This is a genomic window from Streptomyces sp. SID14515, from assembly GCF_010548505.1.
Taxonomy (GTDB): domain Bacteria; phylum Actinomycetota; class Actinomycetes; order Streptomycetales; family Streptomycetaceae; genus Streptomyces; species Streptomyces caviscabies.
Genome location: NZ_JAAGMH010000067.1, coordinates 37,379 through 50,605 on the forward strand (window position 1 = coordinate 37,379; position 13,227 = coordinate 50,605).

12 protein-coding genes are annotated in these 13,227 nt (G+C 73.2%); 2 read left to right on the forward strand and 10 right to left on the reverse strand.

The window, feature by feature from the left end:
• Position 1: 1 nt before the first annotated feature.
• From G3I54_RS13045 to G3I54_RS13070, 6 genes are all read right to left on the reverse strand, one after another.
• Complete coding sequence (locus tag G3I54_RS13045; RefSeq protein ID WP_164614256.1) at positions 2–754, reverse strand: endonuclease/exonuclease/phosphatase family protein; 753 nt, start codon at positions 752–754, stop codon at positions 2–4.
• Positions 755–837: 83 nt separating this feature from the next.
• A complete protein-coding gene (locus tag G3I54_RS13050; protein ID WP_030086593.1) occupies positions 838–1,779 on the reverse strand; it encodes an ROK family glucokinase in 942 nt (313 codons plus the stop codon).
• A gap of 120 nt (positions 1,780–1,899) precedes the next feature.
• Positions 1,900–2,388 (reverse strand): DUF5304 domain-containing protein, encoded by a 489-nt coding sequence (locus tag G3I54_RS13055; protein ID WP_164614258.1) that lies wholly within the window; start codon positions 2,386–2,388, stop codon positions 1,900–1,902.
• Between the two features lie 83 nt (positions 2,389–2,471).
• On the reverse strand, positions 2,472–3,659 hold the full coding sequence (locus G3I54_RS13060; RefSeq protein ID WP_164614260.1) for an ArsA-related P-loop ATPase: 1,188 nt from the start codon (positions 3,657–3,659) through the stop codon (positions 2,472–2,474).
• Positions 3,660–3,664: 5 nt separating this feature from the next.
• Positions 3,665–4,114: an SRPBCC family protein gene (locus G3I54_RS13065; protein ID WP_030622669.1), complete on the reverse strand. Its 450-nt coding sequence runs from the start codon at positions 4,112–4,114 to the stop codon at positions 3,665–3,667.
• 109 nt (positions 4,115–4,223) lie between these two features.
• Positions 4,224–5,030, reverse strand: coding sequence for a metallophosphoesterase (locus tag G3I54_RS13070; protein WP_164614262.1), 807 nt, complete (start codon positions 5,028–5,030; stop codon positions 4,224–4,226).
• Positions 5,031–5,309: 279 nt separating this feature from the next.
• Here G3I54_RS13070 and G3I54_RS13075 point away from each other — a divergent pair, with 279 nt between their 5' ends.
• Positions 5,310–7,106, forward strand: coding sequence for an AMP-dependent synthetase/ligase (locus tag G3I54_RS13075; RefSeq protein ID WP_164614265.1), 1,797 nt, complete (start codon positions 5,310–5,312; stop codon positions 7,104–7,106).
• 57 nt (positions 7,107–7,163) lie between these two features.
• Here G3I54_RS13075 and G3I54_RS13080 read toward each other — a convergent pair whose 3' ends face one another.
• The gene (locus tag G3I54_RS13080) at positions 7,164–8,306 is read right to left on the reverse strand and encodes a glycosyltransferase family 4 protein (protein WP_164614267.1); all 1,143 of its coding nucleotides are present in this window, start codon (positions 8,304–8,306) and stop codon (positions 7,164–7,166) included.
• A 104-nt stretch (positions 8,307–8,410) separates the two neighbouring features.
• On the opposite strand from G3I54_RS13080, the gene G3I54_RS13085 reads away from it, so the two are divergent.
• Positions 8,411–9,658: a glycosyltransferase family 87 protein gene (locus G3I54_RS13085; RefSeq protein ID WP_164614269.1), complete on the forward strand. Its 1,248-nt coding sequence runs from the start codon at positions 8,411–8,413 to the stop codon at positions 9,656–9,658.
• Here G3I54_RS13085 and G3I54_RS13090 read toward each other — a convergent pair.
• From G3I54_RS13090 to G3I54_RS13100, 3 genes are all read right to left on the reverse strand, one after another.
• On the reverse strand, positions 9,634–10,890 hold the full coding sequence (locus G3I54_RS13090) for a hypothetical protein (protein ID WP_164614271.1): 1,257 nt from the start codon (positions 10,888–10,890) through the stop codon (positions 9,634–9,636). The two genes, G3I54_RS13085 and G3I54_RS13090, sit on opposite strands and share 25 nt — an antisense overlap.
• 16 nt (positions 10,891–10,906) lie before the next feature.
• Positions 10,907–11,935, reverse strand: a complete 1,029-nt coding sequence (locus tag G3I54_RS13095; RefSeq protein WP_164614273.1) for a C40 family peptidase — start codon at positions 11,933–11,935, stop codon at positions 10,907–10,909.
• Positions 11,936–12,181: 246 nt separating this feature from the next.
• Complete coding sequence (locus tag G3I54_RS13100; protein ID WP_164614275.1) at positions 12,182–13,207, reverse strand: C40 family peptidase; 1,026 nt, start codon at positions 13,205–13,207, stop codon at positions 12,182–12,184.
• Positions 13,208–13,227: the final 20 nt, after the last annotated feature.

Below are 13,227 nucleotides of genomic sequence, written 5' to 3' on the forward strand. Positions count from 1 at the left end.
CTCATCCGGCGGCGACTTTGAGGGCGGCCAGGACCGGCAGATGGTCCGTTGCCGCCCTCAGGTCTGCCTCGCTCACCCCGGGCAGCCCGGCCGGGACACCGCAGCCGAGCACCTCGATGCCCGGGGTCGCGAACACCGCGTCGATGCGCTTACGGGGCTCGTCGGGCGGGAAGGTGAGCTCGCCGCCCCACGGGGCGACGGCCCGGCAGTCCTGAAGCTTCCCGGCCAGCCGCCGGAACGCCTTCCCGGTCGGTACGTCGTTGAGATCGCCGCCCGCCACCGCGTGCTCCACGCCCATGGACGCCAGCCGTTCCAGCAGCAGGTCCGCCTGGGCGAGGCGTTCGTCGCGCTGGAGGCTCAGATGGCAGCTCAGCACCCCGAGCCTGGTCCCGGCGATCCGCACCACGGCGGTGGCGAAGCCTCTGCGGTGCAGGCCGGGCGTGAGCGGCAGCAGGACGTCCTCGGTGCGCTCGACGGACGCCCGCAGCGAGCACAGCAGCAGCGGCCCGGCGGCGGTGGCCCCGCCGCTCAGCACCACCAGACCGCTGCTCTTCGCGAGCCTGGCCGCGGCCTTGCGCCAGCGGAAGAAGCGCGGGGCCTCCTGGACGAGGACCAGGTCGGGCGCGCAGGCGCTGATCACCCGGGCCAGTGCGGCGGTGTCGTCGTGCATGGAGCGGACGTTGTAGCTCAGCACGCGGATCACGGCTGAACCGTCCGGCTCGGTACGGGAGTCGGGCAGTGGCGTCAGGACCATGCGGGCCACGATACGACGGACGCCCGCCGCTGCCCCGGAGGGCGGCGACGGGCGTGCGTCGTGCTCGGACGCGACCGGCTCGGTCAGCCCTGGCGGGCCAAGTCGGCGGCGCCCACCAGCCCTGCCTTGCCGCCGAGTTGGGCGGCCAGCACCTGGGCGTGCGGGCGCCACTCGCCGCCGATCAGCCAGCGCCGGAACGACTTGCGGATCGGGTCGAGGACGAGCTCGCCCTCGTCCGAGACGCCGCCGCCGACGATGAACGCGGACGGGTCGAACAGCGAGGCGAGGTCGGCCAGTCCGGCGCCGGCCCAGCGGGCCAGCTCGCGGAAGGAGTCGATGGCCACCGGGTCGCCCTGGCGGGCGGCCTCGCTGATGTGCTTGCCCTCAATGCCGTCCACCGAGCCGTCGCCGAGGCCGAGCAGGACAGCGGCGTTCTCGGGGGTGGCGTTGGCGCGCTGCTTGGCGTACCGGACGAGCGCGCGGCCGGAGGCGTACTGCTCCCAGCAGCCCTGGCTGCCGCAGCCGCACAGCAGTCCGTCCGGGACGACCCGGATGTGGCCGAACTCGGCGGCCACGCCGAAGCGTCCGCGGCGCAGCTTGTTGCCGATGATGATGCCGCCGCCGAGGCCGGTGCCGAGCGTGATGCAGATGACGTCGTCATGACCCTGGCCGGCCCCGAAGCGATACTCGCCCCAGGCCGCGGCGTTGGCGTCGTTCTCGACGACGACGGGCAGGCCGACACGCTGCTCGACCTTGTCCTTGAGCGGTTCGTGGCGCCAGTTGATGTTCGGTGCGAAGAGCACGGTGGCGCGCTTGTCGTCGACGTAACCGGCGGCGCCGATGCCGACGGCCTCCACGTCGTGGCCCTCGCTCGCCCCGGCCACCGCCGCGCAGATCGCGTCGACGATGCCTTCGGCCGTCGGCGGGGTCGCCACCTTGAACGTCGAGAGGATCCGGCCCTCTTCGTCGACCACTCCAGCCGCGATCTTCGTGCCGCCGATATCGACGCCGATGGTGAGTCCCATGAATCCCTCAGTTTCGGTCGAGCCCCGCTAGGGGCAACCGTACCCGAGGCGTGGCCCGGCCCGGCCGGGGCAGGTCGGTCCCGGCCGTTGTGTCCGGTCTCCGCCGGCCGTTGTGTCCGGTCAGTCCAGGTCGATGCGTTCGGTGCCGGAAGGGCCTTCGTCGCGGGGGTCGGACGGGTCCTCGGCGGCCTGCTTCGAGGGGCCCGCGGGGCCGGTGGCGCCGCTCGTGCCCGACGCGCCCTCGGTGGTGCGGGTCCAGCGGCTCTCCTGGCCCTCGACCGCCGAGCGGTACGCGGCCAGCAGTTCGTTGCCCGCGGCGGCGAGGTGGTCGAAGAGCTCCGGGTTGCGCTCGATGACGGGTTCGACGGCGGACTTCGCCTGCCGGATGGCCTGCTGGACCGCGCCCTGGGCGGCGACGCCGAGCAGCGGGGTCTGGAGCGAGGAGACCTTGTCGGCGACCGCGTCGACCAGCTTGCGCAGTTCCTCGGCGGCGGAGCCGGGCGGGGGCCCGTACTGGGCTCGGCGGCGGGCCTTCTCGGCCGCGAGGTCCTCGGCGCAGGCGTCGGCCCACGCGTCGCCGTCGACGGGACGATCGGTGGCTTCACTCATGGCGGACTCCTGCGACGCGGGGCGGCCGACGGTCGGCCTGCGGTACACGTACTACCGACGTTACCCGAATGGCCGCACGCCGTTCAGGAGGTGCGCGGCCACAGGGCCGGATCCGGGGTGAACCTCACCCGCAGCACCCCGTCGGCCAGGGCCGCGCCGGAGACGGTGCAGCGGCGCAGGGCGGAGGCGACGCGCACGATCCGGTGGAAGGGGCCGACGGTCAGGAGCAGTTCGTCGCCCCGGCGGACCAGGCGCAGGTCCTCCTTGGCGGCCCCGGGCAGCGGCAGGCACCAGGCGAGGACGGTCGCCGCGTCCTCGGCGCCGGGCTCCTCCTCGATCCACCAGGGGTCCTCGGCCCGGCCGGGCGTGCGGTCGTCGGGGGCGGGGAGCTCCAGCGCGGCCAGGTCGTCCGGGCCCTGCGGGTCGCGACCCAGGTGGGCGGCCTCGTGCACGGGGACGTCCGGCGCCACGTCCTGGTGCCAGTGGTCCAGGCACTTCTCCTGCTGGGCGGCGAGCGCGGCGAACCAGGGGTCGGCGGAGTGCCGGGGCAGCACGCGGGAGGCGACCAGCAGGTCGGCGCTCAGTCCGTGCAGGGCGAGGCCGGTACGGGCGGTGCGCAGGGCGTCCTCGGCGGCCAGGCCCGGCTCCGCGACCAGCCGGAGCGTGGTGGACCCGTCCTCGATCAGGGCCTGGACGGCGGCCAGCTCCTCGTCCTTGCGGGCGGCGGCCTCGTACAGCCACTGCGCGGGCATCGGGACCCCGGCGAGCTGGGCGAGGACCGGGCGCAGGGCGCGGGCGGCCTGGCGTTCTGCGGGGAGCAGCCGGCGCAGATAGCGGCGCAGCTGTTCCGGCAGGGCGAGCAGGGCGAGGGCCTCGGTGAGCGGCGGGAGGTCGACGACGAGGGTGTCGTAGCCGGACCAGTCGCCCTCGGCGGCCCGGCGCAGCGTGTGCAGCAGGGCGAGCTGCGGGGAGCCGGGGAGTTCGGTGAGCTCCTCGCCGTCGAGCCGGCCGGCGCCGAGCAGGTCCAGGACGCCGGAGGCGCGCTTCTGGAGTTCGGTGAGTTCGGCGCGGAAGTGCGCGCCGGAGTCGATACGGGCGTGGTCCAGGCGGTCGGCGACCCGGGTGGGTTCCGTACCGGCGGGGAAGCCGGGTATGCCCTCGGCGGAGATCAGGAGGGTGCGGCCGCCCTGCTCGGCGGCGGCCAGCGCGGTGGCCGCGGCGACGGTGGTGCGGCCCGCGCCGCCGAGGCCGGTGACCAGTACCGTACGCACGGCTCTCAGGTTCCCGGGGCGGACTCGACGCGCTTCTTCAGACCGGCGAGGGCGCGGTCGATGATGACCTTCTCGGCCTTGCGCTTGATCATGCCGAGCAGCGGGATCTTGACGTCGACGGCGAGCCGGTAGGTGACCTCGGTCCGCTCGCCGCCGCCGATCGGGGCCAGGGCGTAGGTGCCGTCCAGGGAGCGCAGCATCTGGGACTTGACCAGGCTCCAGCTGACTTCGTTCTCGCCGGTCCAGGTGTAGGAGAGGACGTGGTCGTCCTTGATCGCTCCGGCGTCCAGGACGAGGCGGACCTGCTCGGCGCGGCCCTGGTCGTCGGTGGAGAGGACCTCGGCCTCTTTGACCTCGCCGGTCCACTCCGGGTAGCGGGCGAAGTCGGCGATCACGCCCATGACGTCGGCCGGCGCCGCCTCGATCGTGATGCTCGAGCTGGTGTGTTCAGCCATCGCCGTGGCCCTCCAGTGCGGTGATACCGGTCGCGTTCGGCAGGAGCCTGCCGCTGTGCAGGCTATCGCGTGCCCGGGGCGCTCCGGTCCACGGCCCGGCCGCCCGCGGTCACCAGCTGAGCGCCCAGGGCGTTCCGGTCGAGGCGAAGTGGCCGACGTTGACGCACTCGGTGGTCCCGATCCGCATCCGGCGGACCAACGGCTGGTGAACATGGCCGAAAAGCGCGTACCGGGGGCGGGTGGCGCGGATCGCCTCCAGCAGGGCGCGGCTGCCGCGTTCGAAGCGGCGGGCGACGGTGTCGTACGTCAGCTCGGGGACCTCGGGCGGGATGTGCGAGCAGAGGACGTCGACCGGGCCAAGCGCCTCGACCTTGGCCGCGTACTCCTCGTCGCTGATCTCGTACGGGGTGTTCATCGGGGTCTTGAGGCCGCCGCCGACGAAGCCGAAGACCCGGCCGCCGATCTCGACGCGTTCGCCGTCCAGCACGGTGGTGCCGGGGCGGGCGTACTCCGGCCAGAGGTCGGGGACGTCGACGTTGCCGTAGGTGGCGTACGTCGGAGTGGGGAAGGCGGCGAAGAGTTCGGCGTACTGCCTGCGGACCGCGCCGAGGATCTCGGTGTTGCGGTCGCGGCCCGCCCACAGCTCGCGGCCGAAGGCGCGGGCCTCGTCGTAGCGGCGGGCGGTGCGCAGGGCGACGATGCGGGTGGCGTTCTCCTTGCCGAACAGATCGGGGAAGATGCCGCGCGAGTGGTCGGCGTAGTCGAGGAAGAGCACCAGGTCACCGAGGCAGATCAGGGCGTCGGCCCCGTCCCCGGCGCGGGCCAGGGCCTCGGTGTTGCCGTGCACGTCGCTGACCACGTGGATCCGGGTGGACCGGGCGGCCGAGCCCCCGTTGTCCGGTTCGCTGCCTCGCATGGGATCACCCTAGAGTGCCCGTTCCACCGCTGGGTAGACCGTCCGGACCTGCGGTTACTTCCACGTCGGGACAGCGGTGGACTACTGTGCGCGAAAGGGCCATTTATATGTGTGATGCATAAGACATCTGGCCGGAACCCCCTATCCGGAACCGAGTACCGGTGGGTAACGTCCGGGCAGTCCAGTCGTGCTCACCCCACTGAGCACCCGCCATTCTTGGACCGCAGCCGGTGCGTCACACAGAGCCGTGGCACCGGAGCCCGATGAGGAGCAGCAGTCTTGCGCGAGTTCAGCCTTCCGGCCCTGTACGAGGTCCCGACGGACGGCAACCTGACGGATCTCATCCGCCGCAATGCCGCTCAGCATCCCGAAGTCGCGGTGATGAGCCGCAAGGTGGCCGGCGTCTGGACGGACGTCAGCGCCACCCAGTTCCTGGCCGAGGTGAGAGCCGCCGCCAAAGGGCTGATCGCCTCGGGCGTGCAGCCCGGCGACCGGGTCGCCCTGATGTCGCGCACCCGTTTCGAGTGGGTGCTGCTGGACTTCGCGATCTGGAGCGCGGGCGCGGTGACCGTGCCGGTGTACGAGACCAGCTCCGCCGAGCAGGTGCAGTGGATCCTCGGTGACTCCGGGGCGGTGGCGGTGCTCGTGGAGAGCGACGCGCACGCCGCCTCCGTGGCCTCCGTACGGGACGCGCTGCCGGAGCTGGAGCATGTCTGGCAGATCGACGCGGGCGCCGTGGAGGCGCTCGGCAAGGCGGGCGCCGAGGTCTCCGACGAGACCATGGACCTGCGGATGGTCAGCGCCAAGGCGGACGACCCGGCGACGATCGTCTACACCTCGGGCACCACGGGCCGCCCGAAGGGCTGTGTGCTCACCCACCGCAGCTTCTTCGCGGAGTGCGGCAACGTGGTGGAGCGGCTGAAGCCGCTGTTCCGTACGGGCGAGTGCTCGGTGCTGCTGTTCCTGCCGGCCGCGCACGTCTTCGGCCGGCTGGTCGAGGTCGCCTCGGTGATGGCCCCGATCAAGCTCGGCTGCGTCCCGGACATCAAGAACCTCACCGACGAGCTGGCCTCGTTCCGGCCGACGCTGATCCTGGGTGTGCCCCGGGTCTTCGAGAAGGTCTACAACGCGGCCCGCGCCAAGGCGCAGGCGGACGGCAAGGGCAAGATCTTCGACCGGGCCGCCGACACGGCGATCGCCTACAGCCGGGCGCTGAGCACGCCGCAGGGTCCTTCGCTCGGTCTGAAGCTCAAGCACAAGCTCTTCGACAAGCTGGTCTTCGGGAAGCTGCGCGCGGTGCTCGGCGGCCGGGGCGAGTTCGCGATCTCCGGCGGCGCTCCGCTCGGTGAGCGGCTCGGCCACTTCTACCGGGGCATCGGCTTCACGGTCCTGGAGGGCTACGGCCTGACCGAGACGTGTGCGGCGACCGCGTTCAACCCGTGGGACCGGCAGAAGATCGGCACGGTCGGCCAGCCGCTGCCCGGTTCGGTCGTGCGGATCGCGGACGACGGCGAGGTGCTGCTGCACGGCGAGCACCTGTTCACCGGGTACTGGAAGAACGAGGCCGCCTCCGTCGAGGCGCTGGCCGACGGCTGGTTCCACACCGGGGACATCGGCACGCTCGACGAGGACGGCTACCTCGCGATCACCGGCCGCAAGAAGGAGATCATCGTGACGGCGGGCGGCAAGAACGTCGCCCCGGCCGTCATCGAGGACCGCATCCGCGCGCACGCCCTGGTCGCCGAGTGCATGGTGGTCGGCGACGGCCGCCCGTTCGTCGGCGCGCTGGTCACCCTGGACGAGGAGTTCCTGGGCCGCTGGGCCGAGGAGCACGGCAAGCCGGTCGGCTCGACGGCCCTGTCGCTGCGCGAGGACGCGGAGCTGCTGGCCGAGGTGCAGCGGGCGGTGGACGACGGCAACGCGGCGGTCTCCAAGGCCGAGTCGGTCCGCAAGTTCCGTATCCTGCCCGCCCAGTTCACCGAGGAGGCGGGCCACATCACGCCGTCGCTGAAGCTGAAGCGGAACGTGGTGGCGAAGGACTTCGCGGACGAGGTGGAGTCGATCTACCGCGCCTGAGGGTTACGTCGGAGGGGCCCGCGCTTTTCGCAAAGCGCGGGCCCCTTCGCCGTACCGTCACAGCAGGGTCTTGAGCTTCTCCGCCAGCAGGTCCCAGCGCCACTTCTCCTCGACCCAGGCCCGGCCCCGCTCCCCCATCCGCCGGCGCAGCTCCGGGTCGCCGAGCAGCGTCACGATCCGGTCCGCCGACTCCTCGGCGCTGCCGCCGCGCACCACCCACCCGGTCTCGCCGTCGAGCACCGCGTCCGGGGCGCCGCCCGAGTCGCCGGCCACCACGGGCAGTCCGGTCGCGGACGCCTCCAGGTAGACGATGCCGAGGCCCTCCACGTCGAGCCCCCGCCGCCGGGTCCGGCACGGCATGGCGAAGACGTCACCGGCCCCGTAGTGCGCGGGCAGCTCGGCCCAGGGCACCGGCCCGGTGAAGCGCACCGAGTCCTGGACGCCGGTCTCCGCCGCGAGGCGCTTGAGGTCCTTGGCGTACGGTCCGCCGCCGACGATCAGCAGCACCGCGTCCGGGATCTGCGCCAGGATCGCGGGCATGGCCAGGATCAGGGTGTCCTGGCCCTTGCGCGGCACCAGACGGGAGACGCAGACGACCACCGGGCGGTCGGAGAGCCCGAGGCGGGCCCGGACCTTGTCGCCGCCGGACGCCGGGTGGAAGGTCTTCTCGTCGACGCCGGGCGGCAGTTGGACCATGCGGCCGGCCGCGTCCGGGGTGAGGGCGGCGGCGATCCGGGAGCGGGTGTACTCACCGAGATAGGTGATCGTGTCCGTGCCTTCGCCGATGCGGCGCAGCAGTTGCCGGGAGGCGGGCAGCTGCGCCCAGCCGGCCTCGTGCCCGTGGGTGGTGGCCACCAGCCGCCGGGCGCCCGCGCGGCGCAGCGCCGGGGCCATCAGGCCGAGCGGGGCGGCCGCGCCGAACCAGACGGAGGTGCAGCCGTGTTCGCGCAGCAGGGCGGTGGCCCGGCGGGTGACGCGCGGGGTCGGCAGCAGCATCGTCGTGCGGTCACGGACCACGGTGAACGGCTGCTCGGCGTCGAAAGCGGCGGTGGCCGCCGCGCCCTCCTCGCCGCGCTTCCAGGTGGAGGCGTAGACGACGACCCGGTCGGGGTCCAGGCGCAGCGCCATGTTGTGCAGGAACGCCTGGATGCCACCGGGGCGGGGCGGGAAGTCATTGGTCACGATCAAGGTCTTGTCCATCGCCGCCGACAGTACCCAACGGCCGCGCTTCACCGCTCCCGCGCACGGCCCCCGGCATCATGGGCCGCCGGGAGACCCGGCGGCGACGACGAAGGCGGACGGCGATGACGGGACGAGCATCCACCGGCGCGGGACCCTGGCCGTACGCGGTGTGGGCGCTGACCCGGGCCTGGCTGCTGGCCTGTGTGTTCAAGGTGGTCACGGTGCCCGGCCCGGACGTCACGGTGGATGTGTCGGTGATCTACCGGAGCTGGTACGAGGTGCTGCTGACGGGCACGTATCCGCTGGACGACGTCACCTGGCAGTACCCGCCCGGAGCGGCCCTGGCGGTCCTCTCCCCGGCCCTGCTGCCGTTCCTGGAGTACGCGGCGGCCTTCTTCGTCCTCGTCCTGCTCTGCGACGCGCTGACGCTGGGGCTGCTGCTGTACGTGGGGCGGCGGCCGGGGATAAGGGCGGCGGGGGCGTGGGTGTGGGTCGTGGGGGTGCCGCTGCTGGGGCCGACGGTGTACGCCCGCTACGACCTGATGGTGACGGCTGTCGCGGTGGCGGCGCTGCTGGCGGGGGTGCGTCATCCGCGCGCGCTGGGGGTGCTGGCGGCGTTCGGGGCGCTGCTGAAGGGGTGGCCGGCGCTGCTGCTGGTGGGGGTGCGGAAGGGGCGTCCGACGCGGGCGGCCTGGGTGTCGGCGGCGCTGGCGGGGGCCGGTCTCGCGGTCTCCTTCGCGCTGTGGATGCCGGGGGCGTTCGCGTTCCTGGCCTTCCAGCGGGACCGGGGCACGGAGGTCGAGTCGCTGGGGGCGCTGGTCTTCCATGTGGCGCGGCAATTCGGCTGGGAGGGGCGGGTGGAGCTGCGCTACGGCTCGCTGGAGTTCATCGGCCCGCAGGTGGAGCTGGTGTCGACGCTGGCGCTGGGGCTCGCCGTCCTGGCGCTGGGCTGGCTGGTGCTGTGGCGGCTGCGGGCGAGGTCGTTCGCGGCCCATACCCCGGCCGAGGCGGCGTTCACGGCGGTGCTGCTGTTCACGGTCACCAGCCGGGTGATCAGCCCGCAGTACGTGGTGTGGCTGGTCGGGCTGGCGGCGGTGTGCCTGGCGTTCCGGGCGGCCGCGATGACGCTTCCGGCGGTGCTGGCGCTGGTGGCGGCGGGGGTGACGGTGCTGGAGTTCCCGATCGGCTTCGGCCATGTGGTGGCGAGCGACGCGTGGGGCGTGACGCTTCTGCTCGTACGGAACGGGCTGCTGGTGGCGGCCTCGCTGATCGCGGCGCGGCGGCTGTGGCGGTCGACGGTGCCGGGCGGGCCGCGCGCGGACGCGGCCCCGCTCGCGGTCGACGGTCAGCCGAGCCGGGTGGCGAGGTAGTCGCGCCAGTCGGCGGTGAACTGCTCGGAGGTGGTGTCGAGCACCGCGTCCAGCGCCTGCTCCACCGCTCCCTCGCGCCCGTCGTGGGCTCCCACGGCCTCGTAGAAGGCGATCAGCTTGTCCTTGCCCCATCGCTCCGCGATCAGCTCGCAGGCCAGCCAGCCGCCCTCGTAGGCCCCCGCGAGCTTCGCCGGGTCGCCGTCGAAGCCGAAGTCCGGGTCGGCGGGGAGCTCGGCGGGGGTCTCGCCGGCGCGGACGGCGGCGGCCAGTTCGGGGGCGACCGTGTCGGCGGCGCGGTCCTCGCCCCGGTAGGCGGTCCAGTCGGCGAAGCCCTCGGAGAGCCAGACCGGGGTGGCGGTGGAAGTGCTGGTCCGGGTGGCGACATGGGTCGTCTCATGGGTCAGGACGATCCGCTGCCCGAAACTGCCCAGGGTGGCGTACGCCTGCGGGTTGACGATCACCCGGTCGGCGATGGCCGGGCTCTTGCCGGTGCCGCCGACCTCGCCGGTGGTGACGGCGGCGATGCCCCGGTAGCTGGCCTCGGGCGAGCCCAGCAGCCCCGCCATGTCCTCGACGGAGTCCGGGACGAGGACCACCACCCGGCGGGTCCAGGGCCGCGGCCAGGCGTCCGAGACGGCGGGGACGGCGAGGTCCACGGTGTCGGCGATCTGCCGCAGCTCCTCCTCGCCCCGTCCGACGCCCAGGACGATGCTGTGCGCGCCCTCGACGACCGCCACGTCCCCCTGCTGCCAGAGCTGCCCGGAGGAGCCCTTGGCGGGCCGGTCGGCGGTGATGTACCAGCGTTCGCCGTCCCGCATCAGCTCCAGGACGCGGCGGGTGGCGACCGGGGCGGTGTCGTAGCCGGCGATCCGGTAGCGCAGCTCCACGTCGGCGGTGGCCCACCGGCCGTCCTGCTTGGTGATGCCCTTGACGTCGTAGGTCCAGGACTTCAGGGGCACGTCGGCGAGATTGGCCAGTTCGGTGCGCTGGGCGGCCCGCAGCTTCGCGGCCTCCGGGGCGAGGGCGTCGAGGTAGCCGGTCGTGTCGTGGGCGAGCACGGCCGCCGCGCGGCCCGCCAGGGTGGCGTCGAGGACGCCGGCGGTGAGGAAGGTGTCCGGGGCCGCGGGGGCCGTGCAGGCGGACGCGGTCAGGAGCGCGGCGAGCAGCAGGCCCGCCGCACGCCGCCGCCCCCGGGGGCCTCCCCCGCGCGCGTCACGTCCTCGTACGGCCACCCTGCCGATCGTACGGTCAGATCCGGGTGACCGAGGAGACGGGCATCATGCCGACCGGATCGTAGCGGACCGCGGCGCCCGGGTAGGGGGCGTGGATGACCTGGCCGTTGCCGACGTACATGCCGATGTGGCTGGCGTCCGCGCGGTAGGCGACCAGGTCACCGGGGAGCGCCTGGGAGAGCGGCACCATGCGGCCCGCGTAGCGCTGGGCCTGGGAGGTGCGGGGCAGGCTCACGCCGGCCTGGGCGTAGGCCCACTGCATCAGGCCGGAACAGTCGAACCCGGAGGGCCCGTTGGCGCCCCAGACGTAGGGTCTGCCGAGCGCCTGGTGGACGGCGGCCACGGCGGACATCGCACGGCCCGAGCCGGGGGCGACGCCGGAGAGGTCGGGCAGTCCGTCGCGGCCGGTGCGCGAGGCCCGGTCGAAGGAGGCGCGTTCCTCGGGCGGCAGCGAGGCAAGCAGCCGGCGGGCCTCGCGGAGCTTGCCCTCGACGGCGCGCTTGTGGCGGGTGACGGCGGCCCGGTTGCGCTCCAGCTCGGTCAGGGCGCGGGTGGCCTCGGCACGGGTCTGGGCGATCTTGCGCTGGGCGTGCCGGAGTTTGTCCAGGGTCATCGCCTGGCGAGCGCCGGCCCGGTCGAGGGCGGCGGCCTGCTCCAGGTAGCTGTCCGGGTCGGCGGAGAGCAGCAGCGCGAGCGCCGGGTCGATGGAGCCGGTGCGGTACTGGGCGCCCGCCATGGCGCCGAGCGCGTTGCGCATCTCGTTGACGCGTTCCTGGCCCCGGGCCGTGGCGTCCTGGGCGCGGTCCGCCTCGCCGCGCAGCCGGGTCACCCGCTCCCCGGCCTCGTTGAACCGCTCGGTGGCCTGCTCGGCCTCCTCGTAGAGCCGGTCGACGGCGGCCTTCGCGCTCTCCCGGGTGTCCTTCGGGTCGGCGCTCGCCGGAGCCCCGGTCAGGGTCGCGGCCGCGGTGGCGGCGGCCGCCGAGATGACCGTGACCCGGACGCCTCTGTTGAAGCCGGACTGTGTGGAACGGCGATGGGACACCACAGGTAGCCGCACTCCCTTCCGCTGACGCGGTAGTGCGCGGCCCCTGCCGCCCGGGACGGGCGGATCGACGACCGGGAGCCGCACAGCAGCCAGACAGTAATCGGACGACTACGCACCGGCCAAAGACCGCGCCGGTGGCGGAAGGGGTGCCCGAACACCGCCGCCCCGCCGGTGACCTTGGTCTCCGGCGGGGCGGCGGCGTCAGCGTGGTGCGCGGCGATTCCCTCGTTCGGGCGTGCCGTGGCGTCAGATACGGACGCCGAACTGGAAGGTGCCCATGTAGTCCATCGACTCGTAGCGGACGACGGTGCCCGGCTTCGGGGCGTGCAGGATCTGGTTGTTGCCGGCGTAGAAGCCGACGTGCGACAGGCCGTTGAAGAAGACCAGGTCGCCCGGCTTGAGCTGGCTGCGGCCGATCCGCTGGCCGTCGTTCTGCTGGGTGTACGTGGTCCGGGTGATGGAGACGCCGGCCTGGGCGAAGGCCCACTGTGTCAGCCCGGAGCAGTCGTAGGAGTTGGGGCCCGAGCCGCCGGAGACGTACGGCTTGCCGATCTGGGTGGCGGCCGCGCTGAGGGCGGCGGCGCCACGGCCGGACGCGGGGGCCTCGTTGCCGAGTTCGACCCGGTCGGTGGAGGCGCGGCTGGCGCGGTTCTCCTCCTCCTGGATCTTCGCCCGCTCGGCCTGCGTCAGCGTGTTGAGCAGCTGCTGGGCGTCGGCCAGCTTGCCCTGGTACTTCTTCTTGTTCTCGCCGAGCGCCTTGCGGACGTCGGCGAGGTCGCCGAGCTTGTCCTGGGCCTCCTTGCGCTGCTGGGCGAGGGTGCGCTGCTTGGACTGGATCTTCTGCAGGGACTCCGTCTGCTTGACCGTCAGCTGGTCGAGCGCGGAGGCCTGGTCGAGGAAGCTGTCCGGGTCCGAGGCGAGGAACAGGGCCACCGAGGGGTCGATGCCGCCGGAGCGGTACTGCGCGGTGGCTATCGAACCGAGTTCGCCGCGCAGCGTGTTGAGCTCGGCCTGACCGCGGGCGACCTTGTCCTGGAGCGCGTCGACTTCCTTCTTCAGGTTGTCCTGCTGCTCCTTGGCCCCGTTGTACTTCTCCGTGGCCGCCTCGGCCTCGTGGTAGAGCTTGTCGACCTTCGCCTTGACTTCGCTCTTGCTCGGCTTGGGGTCGGCGTGGGCGGCCTGGGAGGTCAGGGCCACGGCCGCGGCGGCGGTCGCGGTGAGCACGGTCACGCGGGTGCGGCTCGGCTGCTTGGGACGACGGTGGGACGCCACGAAGGCGAGCTCCTTCTTCC

Bases quoted from the DNA above. Each gene is read 5' to 3' on its own strand.
- G3I54_RS13045 (WP_164614256.1), bottom strand. From the start codon at position 754: ATGGTCCTGACGCCACTGCCCGACTCCCGTACCGAGCCGGACGGTTCA.
- G3I54_RS13050 (WP_030086593.1), bottom strand. From the start codon at position 1,779: ATGGGACTCACCATCGGCGTCGATATCGGCGGCACGAAGATCGCGGCT.
- G3I54_RS13055 (WP_164614258.1), bottom strand. From the start codon at position 2,388: ATGAGTGAAGCCACCGATCGTCCCGTCGACGGCGACGCGTGGGCCGAC.
- G3I54_RS13065 (WP_030622669.1), bottom strand. From the start codon at position 4,114: ATGGCTGAACACACCAGCTCGAGCATCACGATCGAGGCGGCGCCGGCC.
- G3I54_RS13070 (WP_164614262.1), bottom strand. From the start codon at position 5,030: ATGCGAGGCAGCGAACCGGACAACGGGGGCTCGGCCGCCCGGTCCACC.
- G3I54_RS13080 (WP_164614267.1), bottom strand. From the start codon at position 8,306: ATGGACAAGACCTTGATCGTGACCAATGACTTCCCGCCCCGCCCCGGT.
- G3I54_RS13085 (WP_164614269.1), top strand. From the start codon at position 8,411: ATGACGGGACGAGCATCCACCGGCGCGGGACCCTGGCCGTACGCGGTG.